Annotated in this window: 17 protein-coding genes; 5 read left to right on the top strand and 12 right to left on the bottom strand. The window is 72.1% G+C overall.

Annotated elements, in window-relative coordinates:
- Positions 1–50: 50 nt before the first annotated feature.
- Both yczE and IEY87_RS20960 read left to right on the top strand, forming a co-directional pair.
- The gene (gene yczE, locus IEY87_RS20965) at positions 51–653 is read left to right on the top strand and encodes a membrane protein YczE (protein ID WP_189140422.1); all 603 of its coding nucleotides are present in this window, start codon (positions 51–53) and stop codon (positions 651–653) included.
- Between the two features lie 113 nt (positions 654–766).
- On the top strand, positions 767–2,554 hold the full coding sequence (locus tag IEY87_RS20960; protein ID WP_189140421.1) for a glycoside hydrolase family 15 protein: 1,788 nt from the start codon (positions 767–769) through the stop codon (positions 2,552–2,554).
- On the opposite strand, the gene IEY87_RS20955 is transcribed toward IEY87_RS20960, so the two are convergent.
- Both IEY87_RS20955 and IEY87_RS20950 read right to left on the bottom strand, forming a co-directional pair.
- Entirely contained in the window at positions 2,526–3,392 is an 867-nt protein-coding gene (locus IEY87_RS20955; RefSeq protein WP_189140420.1) for a hypothetical protein, read from the bottom strand. The genes IEY87_RS20960 and IEY87_RS20955 overlap by 29 nt on opposite strands.
- 41 nt (positions 3,393–3,433) lie before the next feature.
- Positions 3,434–4,327: a S66 peptidase family protein gene (locus IEY87_RS20950; protein ID WP_189140419.1), complete on the bottom strand. Its 894-nt coding sequence runs from the start codon at positions 4,325–4,327 to the stop codon at positions 3,434–3,436.
- Between the two features lie 179 nt (positions 4,328–4,506).
- Between IEY87_RS20950 and IEY87_RS20945 the strand changes: the two genes are divergently transcribed.
- Positions 4,507–5,391: a sulfotransferase gene (locus IEY87_RS20945; RefSeq protein WP_189140418.1), complete on the top strand. Its 885-nt coding sequence runs from the start codon at positions 4,507–4,509 to the stop codon at positions 5,389–5,391.
- Here the strand turns inward: IEY87_RS20945 and IEY87_RS20940 are convergent.
- The 6 genes from IEY87_RS20940 to IEY87_RS20915 all read right to left on the bottom strand — a co-directional run bounded on the left by IEY87_RS20940 (position 5,363) and on the right by IEY87_RS20915 (position 12,245).
- Positions 5,363–7,252 (bottom strand): ABC transporter ATP-binding protein, encoded by a 1,890-nt coding sequence (locus IEY87_RS20940; protein WP_189140417.1) that lies wholly within the window; start codon positions 7,250–7,252, stop codon positions 5,363–5,365. The two genes, IEY87_RS20945 and IEY87_RS20940, sit on opposite strands and share 29 nt — an antisense overlap.
- A gap of 79 nt (positions 7,253–7,331) precedes the next feature.
- A complete protein-coding gene (locus tag IEY87_RS20935) occupies positions 7,332–8,165 on the bottom strand; it encodes an enoyl-CoA hydratase/isomerase family protein (RefSeq protein ID WP_189140416.1) in 834 nt (277 codons plus the stop codon).
- Positions 8,166–8,283: 118 nt separating this feature from the next.
- Complete coding sequence (locus IEY87_RS20930; protein WP_020547488.1) at positions 8,284–8,499, bottom strand: helix-turn-helix domain-containing protein; 216 nt, start codon at positions 8,497–8,499, stop codon at positions 8,284–8,286.
- Positions 8,500–8,612: 113 nt separating this feature from the next.
- Positions 8,613–10,211 carry an ABC-F family ATP-binding cassette domain-containing protein gene (locus tag IEY87_RS20925; protein ID WP_189140415.1) on the bottom strand — a complete coding sequence of 533 codons (1,599 nt, stop codon included), beginning with the start codon at positions 10,209–10,211 and terminating at the stop codon, positions 8,613–8,615.
- A gap of 302 nt (positions 10,212–10,513) precedes the next feature.
- On the bottom strand, positions 10,514–11,533 hold the full coding sequence (locus IEY87_RS20920; protein ID WP_225277213.1) for a LacI family DNA-binding transcriptional regulator: 1,020 nt from the start codon (positions 11,531–11,533) through the stop codon (positions 10,514–10,516).
- Between the two features lie 58 nt (positions 11,534–11,591).
- Entirely contained in the window at positions 11,592–12,245 is a 654-nt protein-coding gene (locus tag IEY87_RS20915; protein WP_189140414.1) for an acVLRF1 family peptidyl-tRNA hydrolase, read from the bottom strand.
- A 127-nt stretch (positions 12,246–12,372) separates the two neighbouring features.
- On the opposite strand from IEY87_RS20915, the gene IEY87_RS20910 reads away from it, so the two are divergent.
- Together IEY87_RS20910 and IEY87_RS20905 are read left to right on the top strand one after the other, a co-directional pair.
- Positions 12,373–13,407 (top strand): EAL domain-containing protein, encoded by a 1,035-nt coding sequence (locus IEY87_RS20910; RefSeq protein ID WP_225277212.1) that lies wholly within the window; start codon positions 12,373–12,375, stop codon positions 13,405–13,407.
- A gap of 100 nt (positions 13,408–13,507) precedes the next feature.
- Entirely contained in the window at positions 13,508–14,803 is a 1,296-nt protein-coding gene (locus IEY87_RS20905; RefSeq protein WP_225277211.1) for an aminotransferase class V-fold PLP-dependent enzyme, read from the top strand.
- Here the strand turns inward: IEY87_RS20905 and IEY87_RS20900 are convergent.
- Genes IEY87_RS20900 through IEY87_RS20885 form a run of 4 tightly spaced genes read right to left on the bottom strand, consistent with a single transcriptional unit; the run spans position 14,796 to position 18,208 of the window.
- Complete coding sequence (locus IEY87_RS20900) at positions 14,796–15,440, bottom strand: response regulator transcription factor (protein WP_189140724.1); 645 nt, start codon at positions 15,438–15,440, stop codon at positions 14,796–14,798. The two genes, IEY87_RS20905 and IEY87_RS20900, sit on opposite strands and share 8 nt — an antisense overlap.
- A 5-nt stretch (positions 15,441–15,445) precedes the next feature.
- Positions 15,446–16,549 carry a sensor histidine kinase gene (locus tag IEY87_RS20895; RefSeq protein WP_189140412.1) on the bottom strand — a complete coding sequence of 368 codons (1,104 nt, stop codon included), beginning with the start codon at positions 16,547–16,549 and terminating at the stop codon, positions 15,446–15,448.
- Between the two features lie 46 nt (positions 16,550–16,595).
- Entirely contained in the window at positions 16,596–17,333 is a 738-nt protein-coding gene (locus tag IEY87_RS20890) for an ABC transporter permease (RefSeq protein WP_189140411.1), read from the bottom strand.
- The gene (locus IEY87_RS20885) at positions 17,330–18,208 is read right to left on the bottom strand and encodes an ABC transporter ATP-binding protein (RefSeq protein ID WP_189140410.1); all 879 of its coding nucleotides are present in this window, start codon (positions 18,206–18,208) and stop codon (positions 17,330–17,332) included. Before IEY87_RS20885 ends, IEY87_RS20890 begins: the two co-directional genes overlap by 4 nt.
- Between the last annotated feature and the right edge of the window lie 65 nt (positions 18,209–18,273).

The raw sequence follows: 18,273 nt of genomic DNA, 5'->3' as shown, positions 1-18,273 counted from the left end.
GATGATTGGCCCTGTTTTGGCAAGTTGTGCCATGTCACGCTGAGGTCATTATGAGCGAAGCGACAATACCTGCCGTCAGCGGCCTGCCCGGCCGACTGGCCCGCCTGTACGGAGGTCTGGCCCTCTACGGCACCGGCATCGGCCTCCAGGTCGAGTCCGGACTCGGCAACGGCCCTTGGGACGTCTTCCACCAGGGTGTCGGTCTGCGGGCGGGCCTGTCGATCGGGACCGTCATCATCGTGGTCGGCGCCCTGGTCATGCTGGCCTGGATCCCGCTGCGGCAGCGGCCCGGCCTCGGCACGGTCAGCAACGTCATCTTCGTCGGCCTGTTCGCCGACGCCGCCATCCACCTGCTGCCGCCCGCCGGTCACCCCGTCCTGGCCTGGCTCTACGTGGCGCTCGGCGTGACGTCGATCGCGCTGGCCACCGTGCTCTACATCAGCGCCGGCCTGGGCGCGGGACCCCGCGACGGGATCATGACCGGCCTGGTCAGGACCGGCCTGTCCGTACGGCTGAGCCGCTTCCTCATCGAGATCACGGTGCTGGCGGCCGGCTGGCTGCTCGGCGGCACGGTCGGCCTGGGTACCCTGGTGTTCGCGCTGGCCGTGGGCCCGCTGACCCAGCTGTTCACCCGCTGGTTCCCGCTGAGGTGAATACCCGCCCCCGCCGGGGCAGGACACAGATCTGATCACGTGGCCGGACCGGCATGACGCGACATGACCGGACTCGGCCGCGTGATCACCCCTTCTCCGAGTAGCGTCAGGTCATGCGGATCGAGGACTACGCGCTCATCGGGGACATGCAGTCGGCGGCACTGGTGGCCAGGGACGGCTCCATCGACTGGCTCTGCCTGCCCCGGTTCGACTCACCGGCCTGTTTCGCCGCGCTGCTCGGCGGTGATCACAACGGTCACTGGTGGCTGGGCCCCGTCGGCCGCAAGCCCGCCACCCGACGCCACTACCGGCCCGACACCCTCATCCTGGAGAGCGAGTGGGACACCCCCACGGGCACCGTGCGGGTGATCGACTTCATGCCGCCGCGCGACGTCAACCCGGACGTGGTCCGCATCGTGGAGGGCGTGTCCGGGACCGTCCAGATGTCCACCCAGCTACGGATCCGCTTCGACTACGGCCGGATCGTGCCCTGGATGCGCCGCTTCGAGGGCCACCTGCAGGCGGTCGGCGGCCCGGACTCGGTCTGGCTGCACTCCCCCGTCCCGCTCAAGGGCGGCGACTACGCGCACGTGGCGGACTTCGAGGTGAAGGCGGGGCAGCGGCTGTCGTTCGTCTTCACCTGGCATCCGTCGCACGAGCCGATGCCCCGGCAGATCCACGGCGAGACCCAGCTCGCCGAGACCGAGGACATGTGGAAGGACTGGGTCGGCGCGTGCACCCACCAGGGCCCGTGGCGCGAGGCCGTGGTCCGCTCGCTGATCACGCTCAAGGCGCTCACCTACTCCCCCACCGGCGGGATCGTGGCCGCGCCCACCACCTCGCTCCCGGAGGACCTGGGCGGGGTGCGCAACTGGGACTACCGCTTCTGCTGGCTGCGCGACGCCACGATGACGCTCGACGCGCTGATCGGCAACGGCTACCTGGAAGAGGCCGAAGCCTGGCGGACCTGGCTGCTGCGGGCGATCGCCGGCCGGCCACAGGACCTGCAGATCATGTACGGCGTCGCGGGCGAGCGCCGTCTGCCCGAGCTGGAGCTCGACTGGCTGGAGGGCTACGAGCGCTCCCGCCCGGTCCGGATCGGCAACCAGGCGGTCAACCAGCTCCAGCTCGACGTCTACGGCGAGGTGATGGCCTGCCTGTTCCTGGCGCGCAACTCCGGCCTGGCGCCCGACGACCGCGCCTGGGCCATCCAGCGGGAGCTGCTCAACTACGTGGAGGAGCACTGGGACGAGCCGGACGAGGGCCTGTGGGAGGTGCGCGGCCCGCGCCGGCACTTCGTGCACTCCAAGATGATGTGCTGGGTGGCGCTCGACCGGGCGGTCCAGTACGTCGAGCGGTTCGACCGCAAGGGGCCCGTCGAGCGCTGGAGGACGCTGCGCGACACGATTCACGCCGAGATCTGCGAGAGGGGCTTCGACGCCGAGCGCAACACCTTCACCCAGTCCTACGGCTCGCACGAGCTGGACGCGGCGCTGCTGCTGATGCCGATGCTGGGCTTCCTGCCGACGGACGACCCGCGCGTGACCGGCACCGTGGCGGCCATCGAGAAGGAGCTGATGTCGGACGGGTTCGTGCTGCGCTATCCGGTGGCGGAGGACAACGACGTCGACGGCCTGCCGGGCGGCGAGGGCGCGTTCCTGGCGTGCAGCTTCTGGCTGGTGGAGGTGATGGCCATGCAGGGGCGCAAGGACGAGGCCGAGGCGCTGTTCGAGCGGCTGCTGGCGCTGCGCAACGACGTCGGGCTGCTCGCCGAGGAGTATGACCCGCGCTACGACAGGCTGGTCGGCAACTTCCCGCAGGCCTTCTCGCACGTCCCGCTGATCCACGCCGCGCGGGCGCTGGCCAAGGACGTCACGCGGCCAGGCGGGCCAACACTCTAGCGAACTCCGGCGGCGGGGCCACGACCAGCCGCGTCTGGCCCCGCTGCAGCACGAGGTCGGCCTTGATGAGCGTCAGCCGCCCGTCGTGCCACCAGTAGACCTGGGCGCTGAGCCCGCCGGTGCGGGCCGCGTGCACGCGCAGCCGCTCGATGGCGCGCACCACGCCGATCCCGTCCACCGGATGCACCAGCACGGTGTACGGGTCGGGCAGCACGGCCAGGGCCCCGTCGGCGGGGACCGGCAGATAGTCCTCCAGCCAGCGCAGGTGCGTGGCCGCGGCCGGGGTGTGCCCGGTGAGCCGGGTGACCGGGGTGCCGGACAGCTCGATGGCCTCCACCGACAGCTTGTCCGCCCGCCTGACGTTGGCGACGGCCAGGTCGAGCGCCTGCGCGGTGGGCAGCGGCCAGCAGCCGGCCTCCTCGGGGCGGACCGGCCGGGACCCCACGGTGAGCAGCTCCACCAGGTCGCCGTTGAGGTGCCGGCCCACCACCCGGGTGAGGTCGGCCACCTCGTCCACGGCCTCGACCCGGGTCGACAGCAGCGCCGCGACCTGCTCCAGGTCGCACACATCGAGCAGATCGTCGGCGGCGGCGACGGCGTGCGCCAGGTGCTCGGAGACGAGGATCGGCCAGTCCTCCCTGGGCCGGCGGCCCACCTCGCGGCGCAGTCCGGTCAGCCGGACGAGGATCTCCCGGCCGCCGCCGAGGGTCAGCGAACCCCCGTCCGCGGCGAACGTACAGGTGTGGCCGTGGGAGTCCGCGACGAGCGCGAGCAGAGAGTCGAGGTCGACGTCCTCGGTGCGGCGCGCGGACTCCCGGTCACGTTTGAAGAGGTTCACGTGCCGTGTCCTTCTCTGTCGGTTTCGTCCGCATATGCGTTCTACCTTGCCTGCTCCTCGTTCCAGAACGGACCAGACAGCGAGCACGATTCGGTATCGATAACCCCAAGAGCCCCAAGCCACACACTCATTTGTGGAGACCCATGACCGATGGGCAGCCCGGCCAGAATCGGCACCCCGAGCGGCAGCAGCCGGTCCCGCAGCACCGGAAGGGGGTCGCCGCAGTCGACCCAGGAACCGAGCGCGATCCCCCGCACGCCGGCGAACGCCCCCGACTGCAGGAGCTGGGTGAGCAGGCGGTCGACGCGGTAGGGCTGCTCGCCGATGTCCTCCAGCAGCGCGATCCGGCCGGCGAACGACGGCTGGTAGCCGGTGCCGCACAGGGAGGCCAGCAGCGACAGGTTGCCGCCGCTGAGCACGCCGGTGGCCCGGCCCGGCGCGAGCACCAGGTCACCGGTGACCGGCGCGGGCGTGCCGAACAGGGCCGCCCGCAGGTGCTCCCACGTCGCGGGCTCCGGCCCCTGCTCGCCGCCCAGGAGCAGGCCACTGGGCATCGGGCCGTGCAGCGTGGGCACCCCCAGCTCGGCGGCGAAGGCGTGGTGCAGCGCGGTGATGTCGCTGGAGCCGATCAGGGTCTTCGGCCCGGCGGCCCGCATGCGATCCCAGTCGAGCAGCCCGAGCAGCCTGGCCGCACCGTAGCCGCCCCTGGCGCAGAAGACCGCGCCGACCGCCGGATCGCACCAGGCCGACTCCAGGTCGGCGGCGCGCGCGGCGTCCGAACCGGCCAGATAGCCCAGGTCCTGACGGTCGAGCACATGCGGGCCGACGACGACCTTGAGCCCGATCCCCTCCAGTCGCCGGGTGCCGCGTCCGAGCAGGACGGCGTCCACCGGACCTGACGGGGCGACGACGGCGACGGTGTCACCTTGCTGCATCGATCAACTCCATGACGAGCGGGAGCGGTGCCGCCGACCGGTCCAGCTGCGCGACCCACCGGCGAAGGCATCGTACGGCCTGCGCGGGCAGCGCCCACGACCGGCCCGGCGCCGGCTCGCTCACCACCGGCCGGCGCTGGCTCGCCCACCTGCCAAACGGTGCCACACTTACCTGTCGTATGCGACTTCCGCCCCACATCCTCGTGGTCAACGGCATCAAGGTCCGCAGGCCGGTGTTCCTGCTCGGTGCTCCGCATTCCGGCGCGGACCTGCTCGCCCGTGCCCTGAAACGCGCGCCCGGCTGTCACGTGACCATGGGCCGCGCCTGCGTGGCCCATGTGGTCTACGCCTTCGCCCGCAAGCCGTCGATCGGCCGCACCTCCGGCGCGGTCCGCGTGCTGCGTGACGCGCTCGCCGAGTCGTGGCAGGTGCTGGGCGGCTCGTGCGGCCTGTGCTCGGAGCCGTGCCGGGAGGCCGGCGGCGTCACCACCACCGGGCCGTGCGTGTCGACGGACGAGGTGACCAGGTTCGGCGACGCCAGCCCCGATCTGATCTACAGTGCGCCGGTGCTGCTGCAGGCCTTCCCCGACGCCCGGTTCGTGCAGCTCATCCGCGACGGCCGGGACGTGACCGCCGACATGCTGGACGACCCGGCCTGCCTGGCCTGGTTCAAGCCGGTGATGCTGCCGGAGGACACCGAGTTCCCCAACGCCTTCCTCGGCGTCAACCGCGACGAGCACCGCGACCGGTGGAAGACCATGCCGGTGGCGGGCAAGAGCGCGCTGCGCTGGCGCAGCGCGGTGCGGCTGAGCGCGAGCCTGCGTAAGGAGCTGCCCGCCGACCAGCTCCTCACCCTCCGCTATGAGGACCTGGTGCAGCAGCCCGCCCGGTCGGTGGCCACGCTGACGGAGTTCCTGGAGACCCGGGTGTCCAAGATCGCCCTCTACGGCCCGCGCGTCCCCGAGGTGGGCTCATGGCGGACCCGGCTGCGCCACGAGGACCTGGAGCTGGTGGAGAAGGTGGCCAAGCAGGAGCTCACCCGGCTGGGCTATCTGACGAGCTGAACTGGGTGCGGTAGAGCTCGGCGTACAGGCCGCCGCGCGCCAGCAGCTCCTCGTGCCGGCCCCGCTCGGCCACGCGCCCGTCGTGCACGACCAGGATCTCGTCGGCCTCCCTGATCGTCGACAGCCGGTGCGCGATCACCAGCGAGGTGCGGCCCCGCAGGGCGGTCTTGAGCGCCTTCTGCACCGCCGCCTCCGACTCCGAGTCCAGGTGCGCGGTGGCCTCGTCAAGCACGACCACGCGCGGCGCCTTCAGCAGCAGCCGGGCCAGCGCCAGCCGCTGCTTCTCGCCGCCGGACAGCCGGTAGCCGCGGTCGCCGACGACCGTGTCGAGCTGGTCGGGCAGCGCCTCGACCAGTTCGCCGATCTGCGCGGCCCGCAGCGCCGCCCACATCTCCTCCTCGCTCGCCTCCGGGCGGGCGTAGCGGAGGTTGACGCCGATGGTGTCGTGGAAGAGGTGCGAGTCCTGCATGACCACGCCCACGGTGTCGCGCAGCGAGGCGAGGGTGGCGTCCCGTACGTCCATCCCGTTGATCCGTACCGCGCCCTCGTTGACGTCGTAGAGCCGGGAGACCAGCGCGGTGATCGTGGTCTTGCCCGCCCCCGAGTGGCCGACCAGGGCGATGAGCGAGCCTGGCGCGGCCGTGAACGACACGCCGTCCAGCACCTGCTGCGACGGGCCGCCCGTCTCCGTCCTGGCGACCGACTCCAGCGAGGCCAGCGACACCTCCTCGGCCGACGGGTAGCCGAAGCGGACGTCGTCGAACTCGATCGTGACGGGCCCGGCGGGCAGCGGCCGGGCGTCCGGCTTGTCCTTGACCATCGGCTCCAGGTCGAGGATCTCGAAGACCCGGTCGAAGCTGACCAGGGCGGTCATCACGTCCACGTGCACGTTGGACAGCGAGGTCAGCGGCCCGTAGAGGCGCATCAGCAGGGCCGCCAGCGCCACCAGCGTGCCGAGCTCGAACACGTCGCCGACGGCCATCACGCCGCCGATGCCGTAGACGAGCGCGGTCGCCAGCGCCGCGACCAGGCCGAGCGCGACCCGGAAGACGGTGGCGTACATGCCGACGGTGACGCCCACGTCGCGGACCCTGGCGGCCCGGTCGCCGAACATCCGCGCGTCGTCCTCGGGCCTGCCGTAGAGCTTGGCCACCATCGCGCCGGCCACGTTGAAGCGCTCGGTGGTGACCGAGCTCATCTCGGCGTCGAGCTGCATCTGCTCGCGGGTCAGCGCCGACATGCGCCGGCCGACCCACTTGGCGGGCACGATGAAGATCGGCAGCAGCACCAGCGCGACCACCGTGACCTGCCACGACAGCACGAGCATGGCGCCGAGCACCAGGACCAGGCTGACCACGTTGGACACCACCGACGACAGCGTGCTGGTCAGCGCGCGCTGGGCGCCGATGACGTCGGTGTTGAGCCGGGAGACCAGCGCGCCGGTCTGCGCGCGCATGAAGAACGCCACCGGCATCCGCTGGACGTGGTCGAACACCTCGGTGCGCAGGTCGAAGATCAGCCCTTCGCCGATCCGGGAGGAGAACCAGCGCTGCACCAGGGTCAGACCGGCGTCGACCAGCGCGAGCGCCGCGATCGCCACGGCCAGGCCGATCACGACCTCGCTGCGCTTGGCCAGGATGCCGTCGTCGATGATCGCCTTCATCAGCAGCGGGTTGGCGACCACGATCACCGCTCCCGCCACCACCAGCAGCAGGAAGGCGACGATCTGCTTGGTATAGGGCCTGGCATAGCCGGCGATGCGCCTGACCGTGCCAGGCGAGAGCCGTTGTTTGGTCACCGAGCCGTCGCGTCGCAGCGAGGCCCACACCGACGGACCGAAGCCGCCGCCCATCATCGCCATATAGGGAGTCCCTCCTCCCTCAGCAGAGCGTCCCGGTGTCGTCCGGCGATTCCCGCGTCAGCTCAAGGCGAAACCCGGCTCACGACCCGCCGGCGAACAGGGCTCTCAGCCGCTGGGCCTGCTCGGCGCCCTCCGCGGCGCGCTGCTCCTCCAGGGTGCGCCCCTGCGCCCCCTGGAGGAGTCGCTTGGTCGCCGCCGCCGCGTCCCGGTTGGTCGACAGCAGCTGCGCGGCCTTGTCGTGTACGGCCTTCGCCAGGTCCCCCCCGGCGACCACGCGCTCGGCCAGGCCGATGCGGAAAGCCTCGTCCGCCTCCACGACCCTGGCCGTCAGGCAGATGTCGATCGCCTTGGCCAGGCCGACCAGGTCGACCAGCGGCTTTGTGCCGGTCAGATCGGGCACCAGCCCCAGTGCGGGCTCTTTCATACAGAACTTGACATCGTCGGCCACGATGCGCAGGTCACAGGCGAGCGCGAGCTGAAATCCCGCGCCGACCGCGTGTCCCCGCACGGCCGCGATGGAAACGATCTCTGGGCGGCGTAGCCACAGGAATCCCTGCTGAGCCTGCTCGAGCAGCTTCTCGAACGACGCGTTGTCGAGCCGCGCCGCGGAGCTGAACGAGCCCTGGCCGGGCACCCCCTCAGGTGTGAACATGCGCAGGTCGATCCCTGCCGAGAAGGACGGTCCCTCACCGTTCACCACGACCACGCGAACCTGCTCCGGCAGAATGTCGCCGATGCGGGCCAGGGCCGACCAGGTAGCGAACGTCTGAGCGTTTCGCTTGTCCGGCCGGTCCAGTGTGATCGTCGCGATCTCACCGTCCACCTCGAAGCGCAGTCCGATCTCCGCCAGTTCTTCGGCGAAGACGTCCTCCGTGTACCCCCCGCGCTGATGTGGCGCCTTTGCTTCCGACATCGCCCGCTCCCTCGTCCACTGTCCGTCGCGCCCGAGCTTACAGAATATGATTCTGGCTCGGGCGCGACGGTGGCAGGCTAGGGACGAGCGGCTGCGGTCGCACGTTCCGAGACGGCCGTCAGCGCTTGGACTTACCTCGGGTCGCCCCGCCGCGCCCGCGCAGAGTCACTCCGGACTCGCTCAGGATGCGGTGGATGAACCCGTAGGACCGACCGGTTGAAGCGGCCAGGGCGCGGATGCTCTCACCCGCGGCATAGCGCTTCTTAAGATCTCCGGCCAGCTTCTCTCGATCGGCCCCGGTGACCCGGGTGCCCTTCTTCAGTGTCTCGGCCACGAGTACCTCCTGTAGTGCCGGACTTCCGCAGCGTTACTCCGCCATGATCAGTCATTTCAGCGGGATCGGCTACCTACTCCACGGGAAAAGATCCGTACCCACCCAAATTAAGATCAGGCAAGTGCCACAAGATCGGAAAATTCCTCGCTCCACGCGTCTTCAGTTCCGTCTGGCAGCAAGATCACCCTATCCGGTGAAAGGGCGTCAACGGCACCCTCGTCGTGGGTAACCAGGACGATTGATCCTGAATATGACCTCAGAGCGGTGAGAACCTGCTCCCGGCTGACCGGATCGAGGTTGTTCGTGGGCTCGTCGAGCAGCAGCACGTTGGCGCTGGAGAGCACCAGCATGGCCAGCGCCAGACGGGTTTTCTCGCCGCCGGAGAGCACTCCGGCGGGCTTGTCGACGTCGTCGCCGGTGAACAGGAAGGAACCGAGGACCTTGCGCAACTCGGTGTCAGTGAACGTGCCGCCCGCCGAGCGCATGTTCTCCAGCAGGGTCCTGCCGCTGTCCAGCGTCTCGTGCTCCTGGGCGTAATAGCCGACCTTCAGGCCGTGGCCGGGCCTGATCGCGCCGGTGTCGGGCTGCTCGACCCCGCCGAGCAACCGCAGCAGCGTGGTCTTGCCGGCGCCGTTGAGGCCGAGGATGACGACCCTGTGACCTCGATCGATGGCCACGTCGACGTCGGTGAAGACCTCCAGGGAGCCGTAGGACTTCGACAGGCCCTCCGCCATCAGCGGGGTGCGCCCGCACGGCTGGGGGTCGGGGAAGCGCAGCTTGGCGACCTTGTCGCCCTGGCGCACCTCCTCCGTGCCGGACAGCAGCCGGTTGGCGCGGCGCATCATGTCCTGGGCCGCCTTGGCCTTGGTGGCCTTGGCGCGCATCTTGTCGGCCTGCGCGAGCAGCGCGCCCGCCTGCTTCTCGGCGTTGGCCCGCTCGCGCTTGCGGCGCTTCTCGTCGGTCTCGCGCTGCGCCAGATAGGTCTTCCAGCCGACGTTGTAGTGGTCGACGGAGGACCGGTTGGCGTCGAGGTGGAGGACCTTGTTGACCGTGGCTTCAAGAAGCTGGACGTCATGGCTGATGATCACCAAGCCGCCCTGATGAGAGCGCAAAAAATCACGAAGCCACCCGATTGAGTCAGCATCTAGGTGGTTTGTCGGCTCGTCCAGAAGGAGAGTTTCCGCTCCGCTGAAAAGAATGCGCGCCAATTCGACCCGCCTGCGCTGGCCGCCAGAAAGCGTTTTCAGCGGCTGCCCCAGGACCCGGTCCGCGAGCCCCAGGCTGGAGGCGATGGAGGCGGCCTCCGACTCCGCCGAGTAGCCGCCCAGGACGTGCATCTGGTCCTCGAGGCGGCCGTACCGCCTGACGGCCTTCTCCTGGGTGCGCTCGTCGGCCGAGGACATGCCGAGCTCGGCCGCGCGCAGCTTGCGCAGCACCTCGTCGAGACCGCGCGCCGACAGGATGCGGTCGCGCGCGAGCACCTCCAGGTCGCCGGTGCGCGGGTCCTGGGGGAGGTAGCCGACGGCGCCGGCGGTGGTCACCGTGCCCGCGGCGGGCAGGGCCTCGCCCGCGAGCACCTTGGTCAGGGTCGTCTTGCCCGCGCCGTTGCGGCCGACGAGCCCTATCTTGTCTCCGGGGTTGACGCGGAAGGAGGCGCTCTCGATGAGCAACCGCGAGCCCGCACGCAGTTCGATATCAGTGGCAATGATCATGGCGAAGGAAACACTCCCGAGGTAGGAAACGAGGGATTGGGCGCGCGGCGCCGGTCAATCGGGAGTGTGCATACCATTCAGTGTAGGCCCCTGATCGGGAGCCCCACCTCTGCTTTCTACGTCCCCCGAGGCCCGGCGGAGGTCACCGGGCCTCGCTGGTCAGGCCCCTGACAGCGCTCCTGGTACAACGCCCGCGGAGGGCTTCTGATTTCCTGCGGCACTCCCCGGCGAGGGCCCGGAGGTCCGGCCCCGGCGTTTTGTAACGATTCACCCGCTCGGCCCGGCCCTCCCGCCTCTCCGTCTCAGCCGCTCCTGCGGGCTTCGCTCGACGCGCGTACGACCAGGTCCGGCTGGAAGATGACCTGCCGGTGCCGGTGCGTCTCCGGGGTGGTCACCTCTTCCAGCAGCAGCTCGATGGCGGTGCGGCCGAGCAGCTCGCGCGGCTGGCGCACCGACGACAGCGGGATCGCCGCGGCGGCGGCGAAGTCGATGTCGTCGTAGCCGACGATGGCCATGTCCTCGGGCACCCGCAGCCCGCACACCGCCATGGCCTGCAGGAACCCCAGGGCCAGCAGGTCGTTGGCGCAGAGGGCGGCCGTGGGCCGCGCGCCGTCCGGCAGCGCCGCCAGGCGCTCACCGGCGGCCCGCCCCTCGGCGACGCTCAGCGTGGGCGTGCGGCAGTCGGTCAGCTCGACGCCGTCGCCGGCCGCGTGGACGGCGTCGCGGATGCCCGCGTGGCGGTCGGCCACCTGCTTGATCGACAGCGGCCCGCCGATGAACGCGATCCGCCGGTGCCCCCGCTCGATCAGGTGCGCCCCGGCCGCGCGGCCGCCGAGCCGGTCGTCGACCGCCACCGAGCACTGCGGGCCCGCCGCCGGGCTGTCGACCAGCACCAGCGGCGTGCCCCTGGCGGCGAGCTCGGCCAGGTGCGGGCCGGCGGCGTCGACCGGGGTGATCAGGATGCCGAGGACCCGCTGCTGTTCGAGCTGGTCGAGGTGGCGGCGCTCCCGGGCGGGGTCGGCGGCGCTGTTGCAGAGCACCAGCATCGTGCGGTGCTCGTCGGCGAGCGCCTCGGCGCCCTTCGCGACATCGGCGAAGAAGGGGTTGGACACGTCGAGGACGACCAGCCCGACCGTGCGGCTGCGTCCCGCCCGCAGGTGGCGGGCCACCTCGTTGCGGACGAAGCCCAGCTCGTGGATCGCCTTGAGGACCCGGTCACGGGTGGCGGGCGAGACGACCTCGGGACGGTTGAGCACGTTGCTGACCGTGCCGACCGAGACGCGCGCGAGCCGCGCGACCTCCTTGATGCTCCTGGTCGCCAAGTGATCCCCATGAGCCGTGCCGGCGTGAACGCGCCCATCATAGCCGCGTTGAATCGTCTCAAGCCGGATCCAGCACCCGGATCCTGACCGCGCGGAACAGCGGCGGGGTGTCCCGCAGGACCGCCAGCCTCGGGTCCGGCACCACCAGGAACGGCTCGGCCTCCAGCGCCAGCAGCGGGGCCAGCCGGCGGTCGGCGCGCAGCGCGTCCACCGCCTTGCGGTCACCGCCGAGCACCACCGCGTCGAGCTCCCCCAGGTGGGGTGACAGCACCCGCAGCGCCGTCTCCGCCGCCACCTCGAAGACCTTGCTCGCCTGGTTGTCCCTGCGTCTGGCGAAGCGCTGCTGCGACCAGCCGCCCGCCGCCGTCCGCCCCTGGACCAGGCGCGAGCCCACCTTGGAGGCCACCAGCGTGCCGCCGTGGAAGACGCCCGCCGCGTAGCCGCCGAGCCGGACCAGCACCACGCCCACCCGCCGCTCGGCCCGCGCGTGCTCGACCAGCCTGGTGACGTGCGGCGGCCCGGGGCGCATGGGCGGGAAGGGCACGTGCAACTCGGCCACGCCGCCGTCGGCGGCCACCAGCCGCACCATGCGCTCGTCACCGGAGGCCTCGAACGCCCCGTGCCGCCCGGCGAACCCGTCGATCCATGGGTGCACCCGCTCCGGCGGCACCGAGACCCACCGGCCGCCGCCCTTAGCCGGTCGCGCGCCCATGCCGGAAGGCTAGCCCATGCCGCCCCGTCCGCATCTCCGCCAACGAAGTATGGAATATGCGGAAAATGTCGGTGAACTTCATCGCGCCAGGGTGCCGACAGGGGCCACCCACCCCCATCATCACTACGTGTCCTCCCTGCTCACGGGCCCCGTCGTGGATCTCGACACCGGGGCCGTCATCGCTTACCCAGCGGCGCTGGACGCCTCCGGTCGCCTCCGGGCGGCCCCCTTGCCCATGCTGCTGGACCTGCCCATGCGCGTCGCCCTGGCCGGCGCCGGCGCGATGGCGCCCCTGCACGACGCGCTGCGCCGCGCCGGACGCCATCCCCGCGAGGCCATCCTGCTGTTGCACGGCCCGTGCGCCGAGAGCGACCGGCCGGTGCTCCGGGTGGTGCTCGACGCCCTGCGCAACCACGGTTACCTGGTGGGCTTCGGCGGCGCCGGCGGCCAGAGCGCACCGCTCGACCTGATCGCCGACGCCGCGCCGTACCTCGTGGGGCTGGCGCCCGACGTGGTCGCGCGGGCGCCGCTCGACCATCGGGCGACGGCGGTGCTGCGCGCGGTGGCCTCCCTGGCGCAGGGCGTCGGCGCGCACGTGCTGGCGCCGGGCGTCACGACCGAGGCGGAGCTCGCGGCGGCCCGCGCGCAGGGGGCCCGGCTGGCGCACGGCCCGCTGCTGGCGCCGGGGCCGGACGGGCGGATCCGGGTGCCGCTGCCGTCCCCCGCCGAGTCGCCCGCCGAGTCGCCCGCCATGGTCGCGCTCGGCCCACGGGTGCAGGAGCTGCTGATGCCCGCGGTGACGCTGCCCGCCGCGGCGAAGGCCGAGGAAGTGGTGGCGGCGTTCGGGCATGAGCCGACGATCACCAGCGTGATCCTGGTGGACGAGTACCAGCGGCCGGAGGGCAGCCTGGACCGCGGCCGGTTCCTGCTGTCGATCGCCTCCCGCTACGGGCACGCCCTGCACGGCTCGAAGCCGGCCCGGCGGCTGGCCGACGCGCCGCGCACGGTGCCGAAGACCACCCCGGCCGTCGCGGCGATGCGGGTGGCGGGTCGCGACGGGGGGCGCGTCTACGACGATCTGGTGGTCACCGACGAGCTCAATCGCTGCCTGGGGATCGTCCGGGTCTCGGATCTGATCCGCCAGGTGACGCAGAGCGCGTAAACGGCTGTGCGCGCGCCCTGGGGACGGGGAGCCGGGGCGCGCGTAACGACTGTGCGCGCGCCCTGGGCACGGGGAGCCGGGGCAGGGTAGGAAAGGAGACGTGACTCGGCAGCTGAACAGACGGGCCCTGCTCGGCGCGGGAATGCTGGCCGGGGTGGCCGCGTGCACCGCCACGCCCACCCCCCTCCCCGACGGATCGCCGTCCTTCGACCCGGACGACTGGGAGTCGGTCCGGGCGCAGTTCGCGCTCGATCCGGCGTACGGGCAGTTCGCGGCGTTCGTCCTGGCACCCGCGCCCGCCACCGTCCGGGAGGCGATCAGGCGGCACCGTGACGGCCTCGACGCCGACCCGCACTACCTGCCCGGCGGCAACGCCGACCCGGACGGCTCCGTCTTGGGGACCGCCGCCCGCTTCATCGGCGCCGACTCCCGCGACATCGCCCTGACCGACAGCACCACGATGGGCCTGGGCCTGCTCTACTCCGGCCTCAAGCTGCGGCCCGGCCAGGACGTGCTCACCACCGAGCACGACTTCCTCGCCACCCACGAGGGCGTGCGGCTGCTCGCCGACCGGACGGGGGCGAAGGTGCGCAGGATCAGGCTGTACGACGATCCCGCGGGCGCGTCGGCGGACCGGATCGTGAGCGCGATCAAGGAGGGCCTGCGGCCCCGCACCCGGGTGGTGGCGCTCACCTGGGTGCACTCCAGCACCGGGGTGCGGCTGCCGATCCGGGCCATCGCCGACATGCTGGCCGAGGCCAACCAGGGCCGCGACGAGCAGGACCGGGCGCTGCTGTGCGTGGACGGGGTGCACGGCTTCGGCGCGATCGCCGACGGGGTCGACGACCTGGGCTGCGACTTCCTGGCGACCGGCACGCACAAGTGGCTGTTCGGGCCGCGCGGCACCGGTTTCCTGTGGGGACGCGCGTGGGACGCGGTCGCGCCGGTCATCCCGGGGTTCGGCCGGGCCTCGTTCGTGGCCTGGCAGCGACGTGAGGGGCCGCTCGACACCACGGCGCAGCTGGCGACGCCGGGCGGCTACAAGGCGTTCGAGCACCGGTGGGCGATGACGCAGGCGTTCAACTTCCAGCAGGCGATCGGCAAGGACCGCATCCAGCGACGCACCCAGGAGCTGGCCACCCGGCTCAAGGCGGGCCTGCGCGACATCCCGCACGTCCGGCTGACCACCCCCGACTCCCCCGACCTGTCGGCGGGCCTGGTGTGCTGCACGATCGACGGTCTCCAGCCCGAGGAGGCGGTGAGCCGGCTGCACGATCAGAAGGTGGTCACCAGCACCACCCCCTATTTCCCGCCGCTGCTGCGCTTCGGCACCAGCATCGTCACCGACCCCGGCAAGGTGGACCTGGCCATCGCGGCGGTGCGGGAGCTCAGGTGACGCCGCCGTCCGGCCGGCCGGGCAGTCGTCCGGGCAGCCAGCCGTGCGCCTGGGCGCGGCGGACGGCCTCGATGCGGTTGCGCGCGTGCGTCTTCTGGATCGCCGAGGACAGATAGTTGCGCACGGTGCCCTCCGACAGGTGCAGCCGCCCGGCGATGTCGCCGATCGACGCGCCGTCGGCGGCGGCGACCAGGACGTCCCGCTCGCGGGGCGACAGCGGGTTGGGGCCCGCGCTGAGTGCCGCGGCGGCCAGGCCGGGGTCGATGACCCGCTCCCCCGCGCGCACCCGGCGGACGGCGGCGGCCAGCTCACGCGCCGGGCTGTCCTTGACCAGGAACGCCACCGCGCCCGCCTCCATGGCCGCCCGCAGGTAGCCGGGTCTGCCGAAGGTGGTGAGGATCATCACCTGACAGCCGGGCACCCGGGCGCGGATCCCGGCCGCCGCGGCGATGCCGTCCATGACCGGCATCTCGATGTCGAGCAGCGCGATGTCCGGTCGTTCGCGGACGGCCACGGCGACGGCCTCCTCGCCGTCGCCCGCCTCGCCCACGACCTCGATGTCCGGCTCCAGCCCCAGCAGCGAGGCGAGCGCGCCGCGTACCATGCCCTGGTCCTCCGCGAGCAGCACGCGGATCAGCCCGGTCACGGCGCGGGGACGCGGGCGCGCACCCCGAAGCCGCCCGCCGGCTCGGGTCCCGCCGCCAGCTCGCCGCCTGCCGCGCGCACCCGCTCGCCGAGGCCCTTCAGTCCACTTCCCGGCTCGTACGGCTCCGCACCCCGCCCGTCGTCCACGATGACCAGCATGGCCTGCTCGCCGTCGTACGTCACGTCGAGGTCGCAGCGACGTGCGGCCGCGTGCCGTACGACGTTGGTGGTCCCCTCGCGCACCGCCCAGGCGAGCAGCCCGTCGAGCGGGGCGGGCAGCGGCAGGCCGGACCGGCGGGTGCGCACCTCCACGCCTGCGGCGCGCAGCACGGCGGTGGCGCTGTCGAGCTCCTCGGGCAGGCTGAGCCGCCGGTAGCCGGTGACGGCCTGACGCACCTCCCGCAGCGCCTTGCGCGCGACGGCCTCGATGTCCCTGATCTCGCGCTGAGCCTGCGGCGACCGCTCCGCCAGCCGCCCGGCCAGCTCGGCCTTCAGCACGATCAGCGACATGCTGTGGCCGAGCAGGTCGTGCAGGTCGCGGGCGATGCGCAGCCGCTCCTCGGTGGCAGCGAGCCTGGCCATCTCGCCCTCGGCCGCGCGCAGTTGCTGGGTCAGCAGCCTGGATCGGCGCACGCCCATGAACAGCAGGCCCAGCGTGACCGCCTGCAGCCCGTAGATCGCGATGGCGGCCGGGTCGGCGCCGACGAGCAGCCCGCCCCCGGCGACGACGACGAGCATGCCGCCGAGGCTCACGGCGGCCGGCCGGGGCGGCAGGATCATCGCGTGCAGCACCACGGTGAAGACGGGCAGGCCGAGCCAGGCGCCGCCGAAGAGCAGCGGCGGCACGACGCCCAGCAGCGTGGTGAGCCAGAGCAGGGGGTAGGTCCACGGCACCTGCTCGGCGAAGGTGCGCGGGCTGAGCGCGGTGGCGACGTAGGAGATGCCGAAGGCGAGCAGCATGGCCCACGCCCACGGGACGCCGGCGCCGGGGATGCCCCCGGTCACGATCTCCCTGGCGGGCAGGACCAGATAGATCAGCCCGAACGCGAGTCCCGCCAGCCGCCTGCCCCGGGACGGCACGTCGTAGGCCGCCGCGCTCATGCCCGGACCGTGGCCCTGCGGTAGAGGCAGACCGCCGCGCTCATGCTCATGCCCGGACCGTGGCCCTGCGGTAGAGGTAGGCCGCCGCCCCGCCCAGCGCGATCCCCCAGCCCGTCACGGTGAGCACGTCGCCCAGGGCCAGGCCGCCGCTCGCGACGACGCTCCAGCCGAGACCGGCATAGTGATAGGAGGGGGTCAGCTCGGCGATCGCCTGGAACGTGCCGCCCATCACCTCCACAGGAAACCACAGGCCGCCCAGCAGCGACAGCGCGAACACGAGCAGGACGGCGGCGGGCTGGGCCGCCTCCGGTGACAGCAGCGAGCCGATGGCCAGGCCGAGCGCGACGAACGGGATCGCGCCGAGCCACATCACCGCCGCCAGCGCCGCCCACCTGCCCAGCGGCATGCTCACGCCCTGCTGGAGCACCGCCACCGCGAACACCAGCACCAGCGACGGCAGCACGAGCAGCATCGCGATGGCGAGCTTGGTGACCACGATCGCCCAGCCGGGGAGCGGGGTGATCCGCAGGTGACTCAGCCAGCCCGAGCGGCGTTCCTGCGCCCACGGCACGGCCGAGCTCATCATCGACGCGCCGAGCGCACCGTAGCCCGCCATCTGCACCATCAGGTAGACGGACTGCCGGACGCCGGCCGCGCCGGGCTGGTCGCCGTAGATGCCGGCGTTGATCAGGTAGAGGGCCACGGGGAAGAGCACGACGAAGATGGTGTAACGCCGGTTGCGCAGCGTGCGCAGCGCCTCGGTCCAGGCGTAGTAGAGCATCATGACCTCCCGGTGAGCGCGAGGAAGGCCTCGTCGAGGCCGGACAGTTCGAGGTCGCGTACGTCGAGCGCGGTGTCGCGGTAGAGGGCGGCGAGCGTGGCGTCGGTGTCGCGGGTGCGCAGCGTGGCGATCCCCGCGCCGACCTCCACGGCGGTGACGCCGGGCAGCCGGTCGAGCCCGGCGGCGGGCTGCTCGCCGAGGGCGAAGCGCACCACCTGCCCGCCCGCGCCCGCCTTGATCTGGGCGGCCGTGCCGTCGGCCACCACCCTGCCGCCGGCGATGACGATCACCCGGTCGGCGTGCTCCTCGGCCTCGGCCAGGTAGTGGCTGGCGAACAGCACGGTCCTGCCGCCCGCCGCGTAGGCGCGCATGCTGTCCCAGAACCGCCGCCTGGACTCCACGTCCATGGCGGCGGTGGGCTCGTCGAGCAGCAGCAGCCTGGGGGCTCCGGCCAGAGCGAGGGCGAATCTGACCCGCTGCGCCTGGCCTCCCGACAGCCCGCCCGCCCGCCGCCTGGCCAGCTCGGTGAGGCCGGCGAGCTCCAGCACCTCCGCCAGCCCGAGCGGCGCGGGATAGAGCCTGCGGACCAGCTCGACGAGCTCGCGTACGGACAGCTCGGGGATGAGCTCGCCCTGCTGGAGCATGGCCCCCACCTCGCCGGCCAGGACGGCCCGCTCAGGGGTGCGGCCGTGCACGGCGATCGTGCCCCGGGTGGGCCGGGACAGGGCGAGCAGCATGCCGATGGAGGTGGACTTGCCGGCGCCGTTGGGACCCAGCAGGGCCACGGTGGCGCCGGCGGCGATGGTCAGGGACAGCTCGTCGACGGCGAGCACGTCCCCGAAGCGCTTGCTGACGTGGTCGAACACGATGGCGTTCATGCGGGTAACGCTAGGCTCGCCGATCCCGCCCGGTCAGTGAGCTCCGTCCGGGATCGGCGGTGACA

Source organism: Nonomuraea glycinis, from assembly GCF_014646515.1.
Taxonomy (GTDB): Bacteria; Actinomycetota; Actinomycetes; order Streptosporangiales; family Streptosporangiaceae; genus Nonomuraea; species Nonomuraea glycinis.
The sequence above is the reverse complement of the archived record's forward strand: the minus strand, read 5'-3'. Positions and strand labels throughout refer to the sequence as shown.

Excerpts from the sequence above, each read along its gene's own strand:
- yczE (WP_189140422.1), top strand. The coding sequence starts at position 51 with ATGAGCGAAGCGACAATACCTGCCGTCAGCGGCCTGCCCGGCCGACTG.
- IEY87_RS20960 (WP_189140421.1), top strand. The coding sequence starts at position 767 with ATGCGGATCGAGGACTACGCGCTCATCGGGGACATGCAGTCGGCGGCA.
- IEY87_RS20950 (WP_189140419.1), bottom strand. The coding sequence starts at position 4,327 with ATGCAGCAAGGTGACACCGTCGCCGTCGTCGCCCCGTCAGGTCCGGTG.
- IEY87_RS20945 (WP_189140418.1), top strand. The coding sequence starts at position 4,507 with ATGCGACTTCCGCCCCACATCCTCGTGGTCAACGGCATCAAGGTCCGC.
- IEY87_RS20940 (WP_189140417.1), bottom strand. The coding sequence starts at position 7,252 with ATGGCGATGATGGGCGGCGGCTTCGGTCCGTCGGTGTGGGCCTCGCTG.
- IEY87_RS20935 (WP_189140416.1), bottom strand. The coding sequence starts at position 8,165 with ATGTCGGAAGCAAAGGCGCCACATCAGCGCGGGGGGTACACGGAGGAC.
- IEY87_RS20925 (WP_189140415.1), bottom strand. The coding sequence starts at position 10,211 with ATGATCATTGCCACTGATATCGAACTGCGTGCGGGCTCGCGGTTGCTC.
- IEY87_RS20915 (WP_189140414.1), bottom strand. The coding sequence starts at position 12,245 with ATGGGCGCGCGACCGGCTAAGGGCGGCGGCCGGTGGGTCTCGGTGCCG.
- IEY87_RS20895 (WP_189140412.1), bottom strand. The coding sequence starts at position 16,549 with ATGAGCGCGGCGGCCTACGACGTGCCGTCCCGGGGCAGGCGGCTGGCG.
- IEY87_RS20890 (WP_189140411.1), bottom strand. The coding sequence starts at position 17,333 with ATGATGCTCTACTACGCCTGGACCGAGGCGCTGCGCACGCTGCGCAAC.
- IEY87_RS20885 (WP_189140410.1), bottom strand. The coding sequence starts at position 18,208 with ATGAACGCCATCGTGTTCGACCACGTCAGCAAGCGCTTCGGGGACGTG.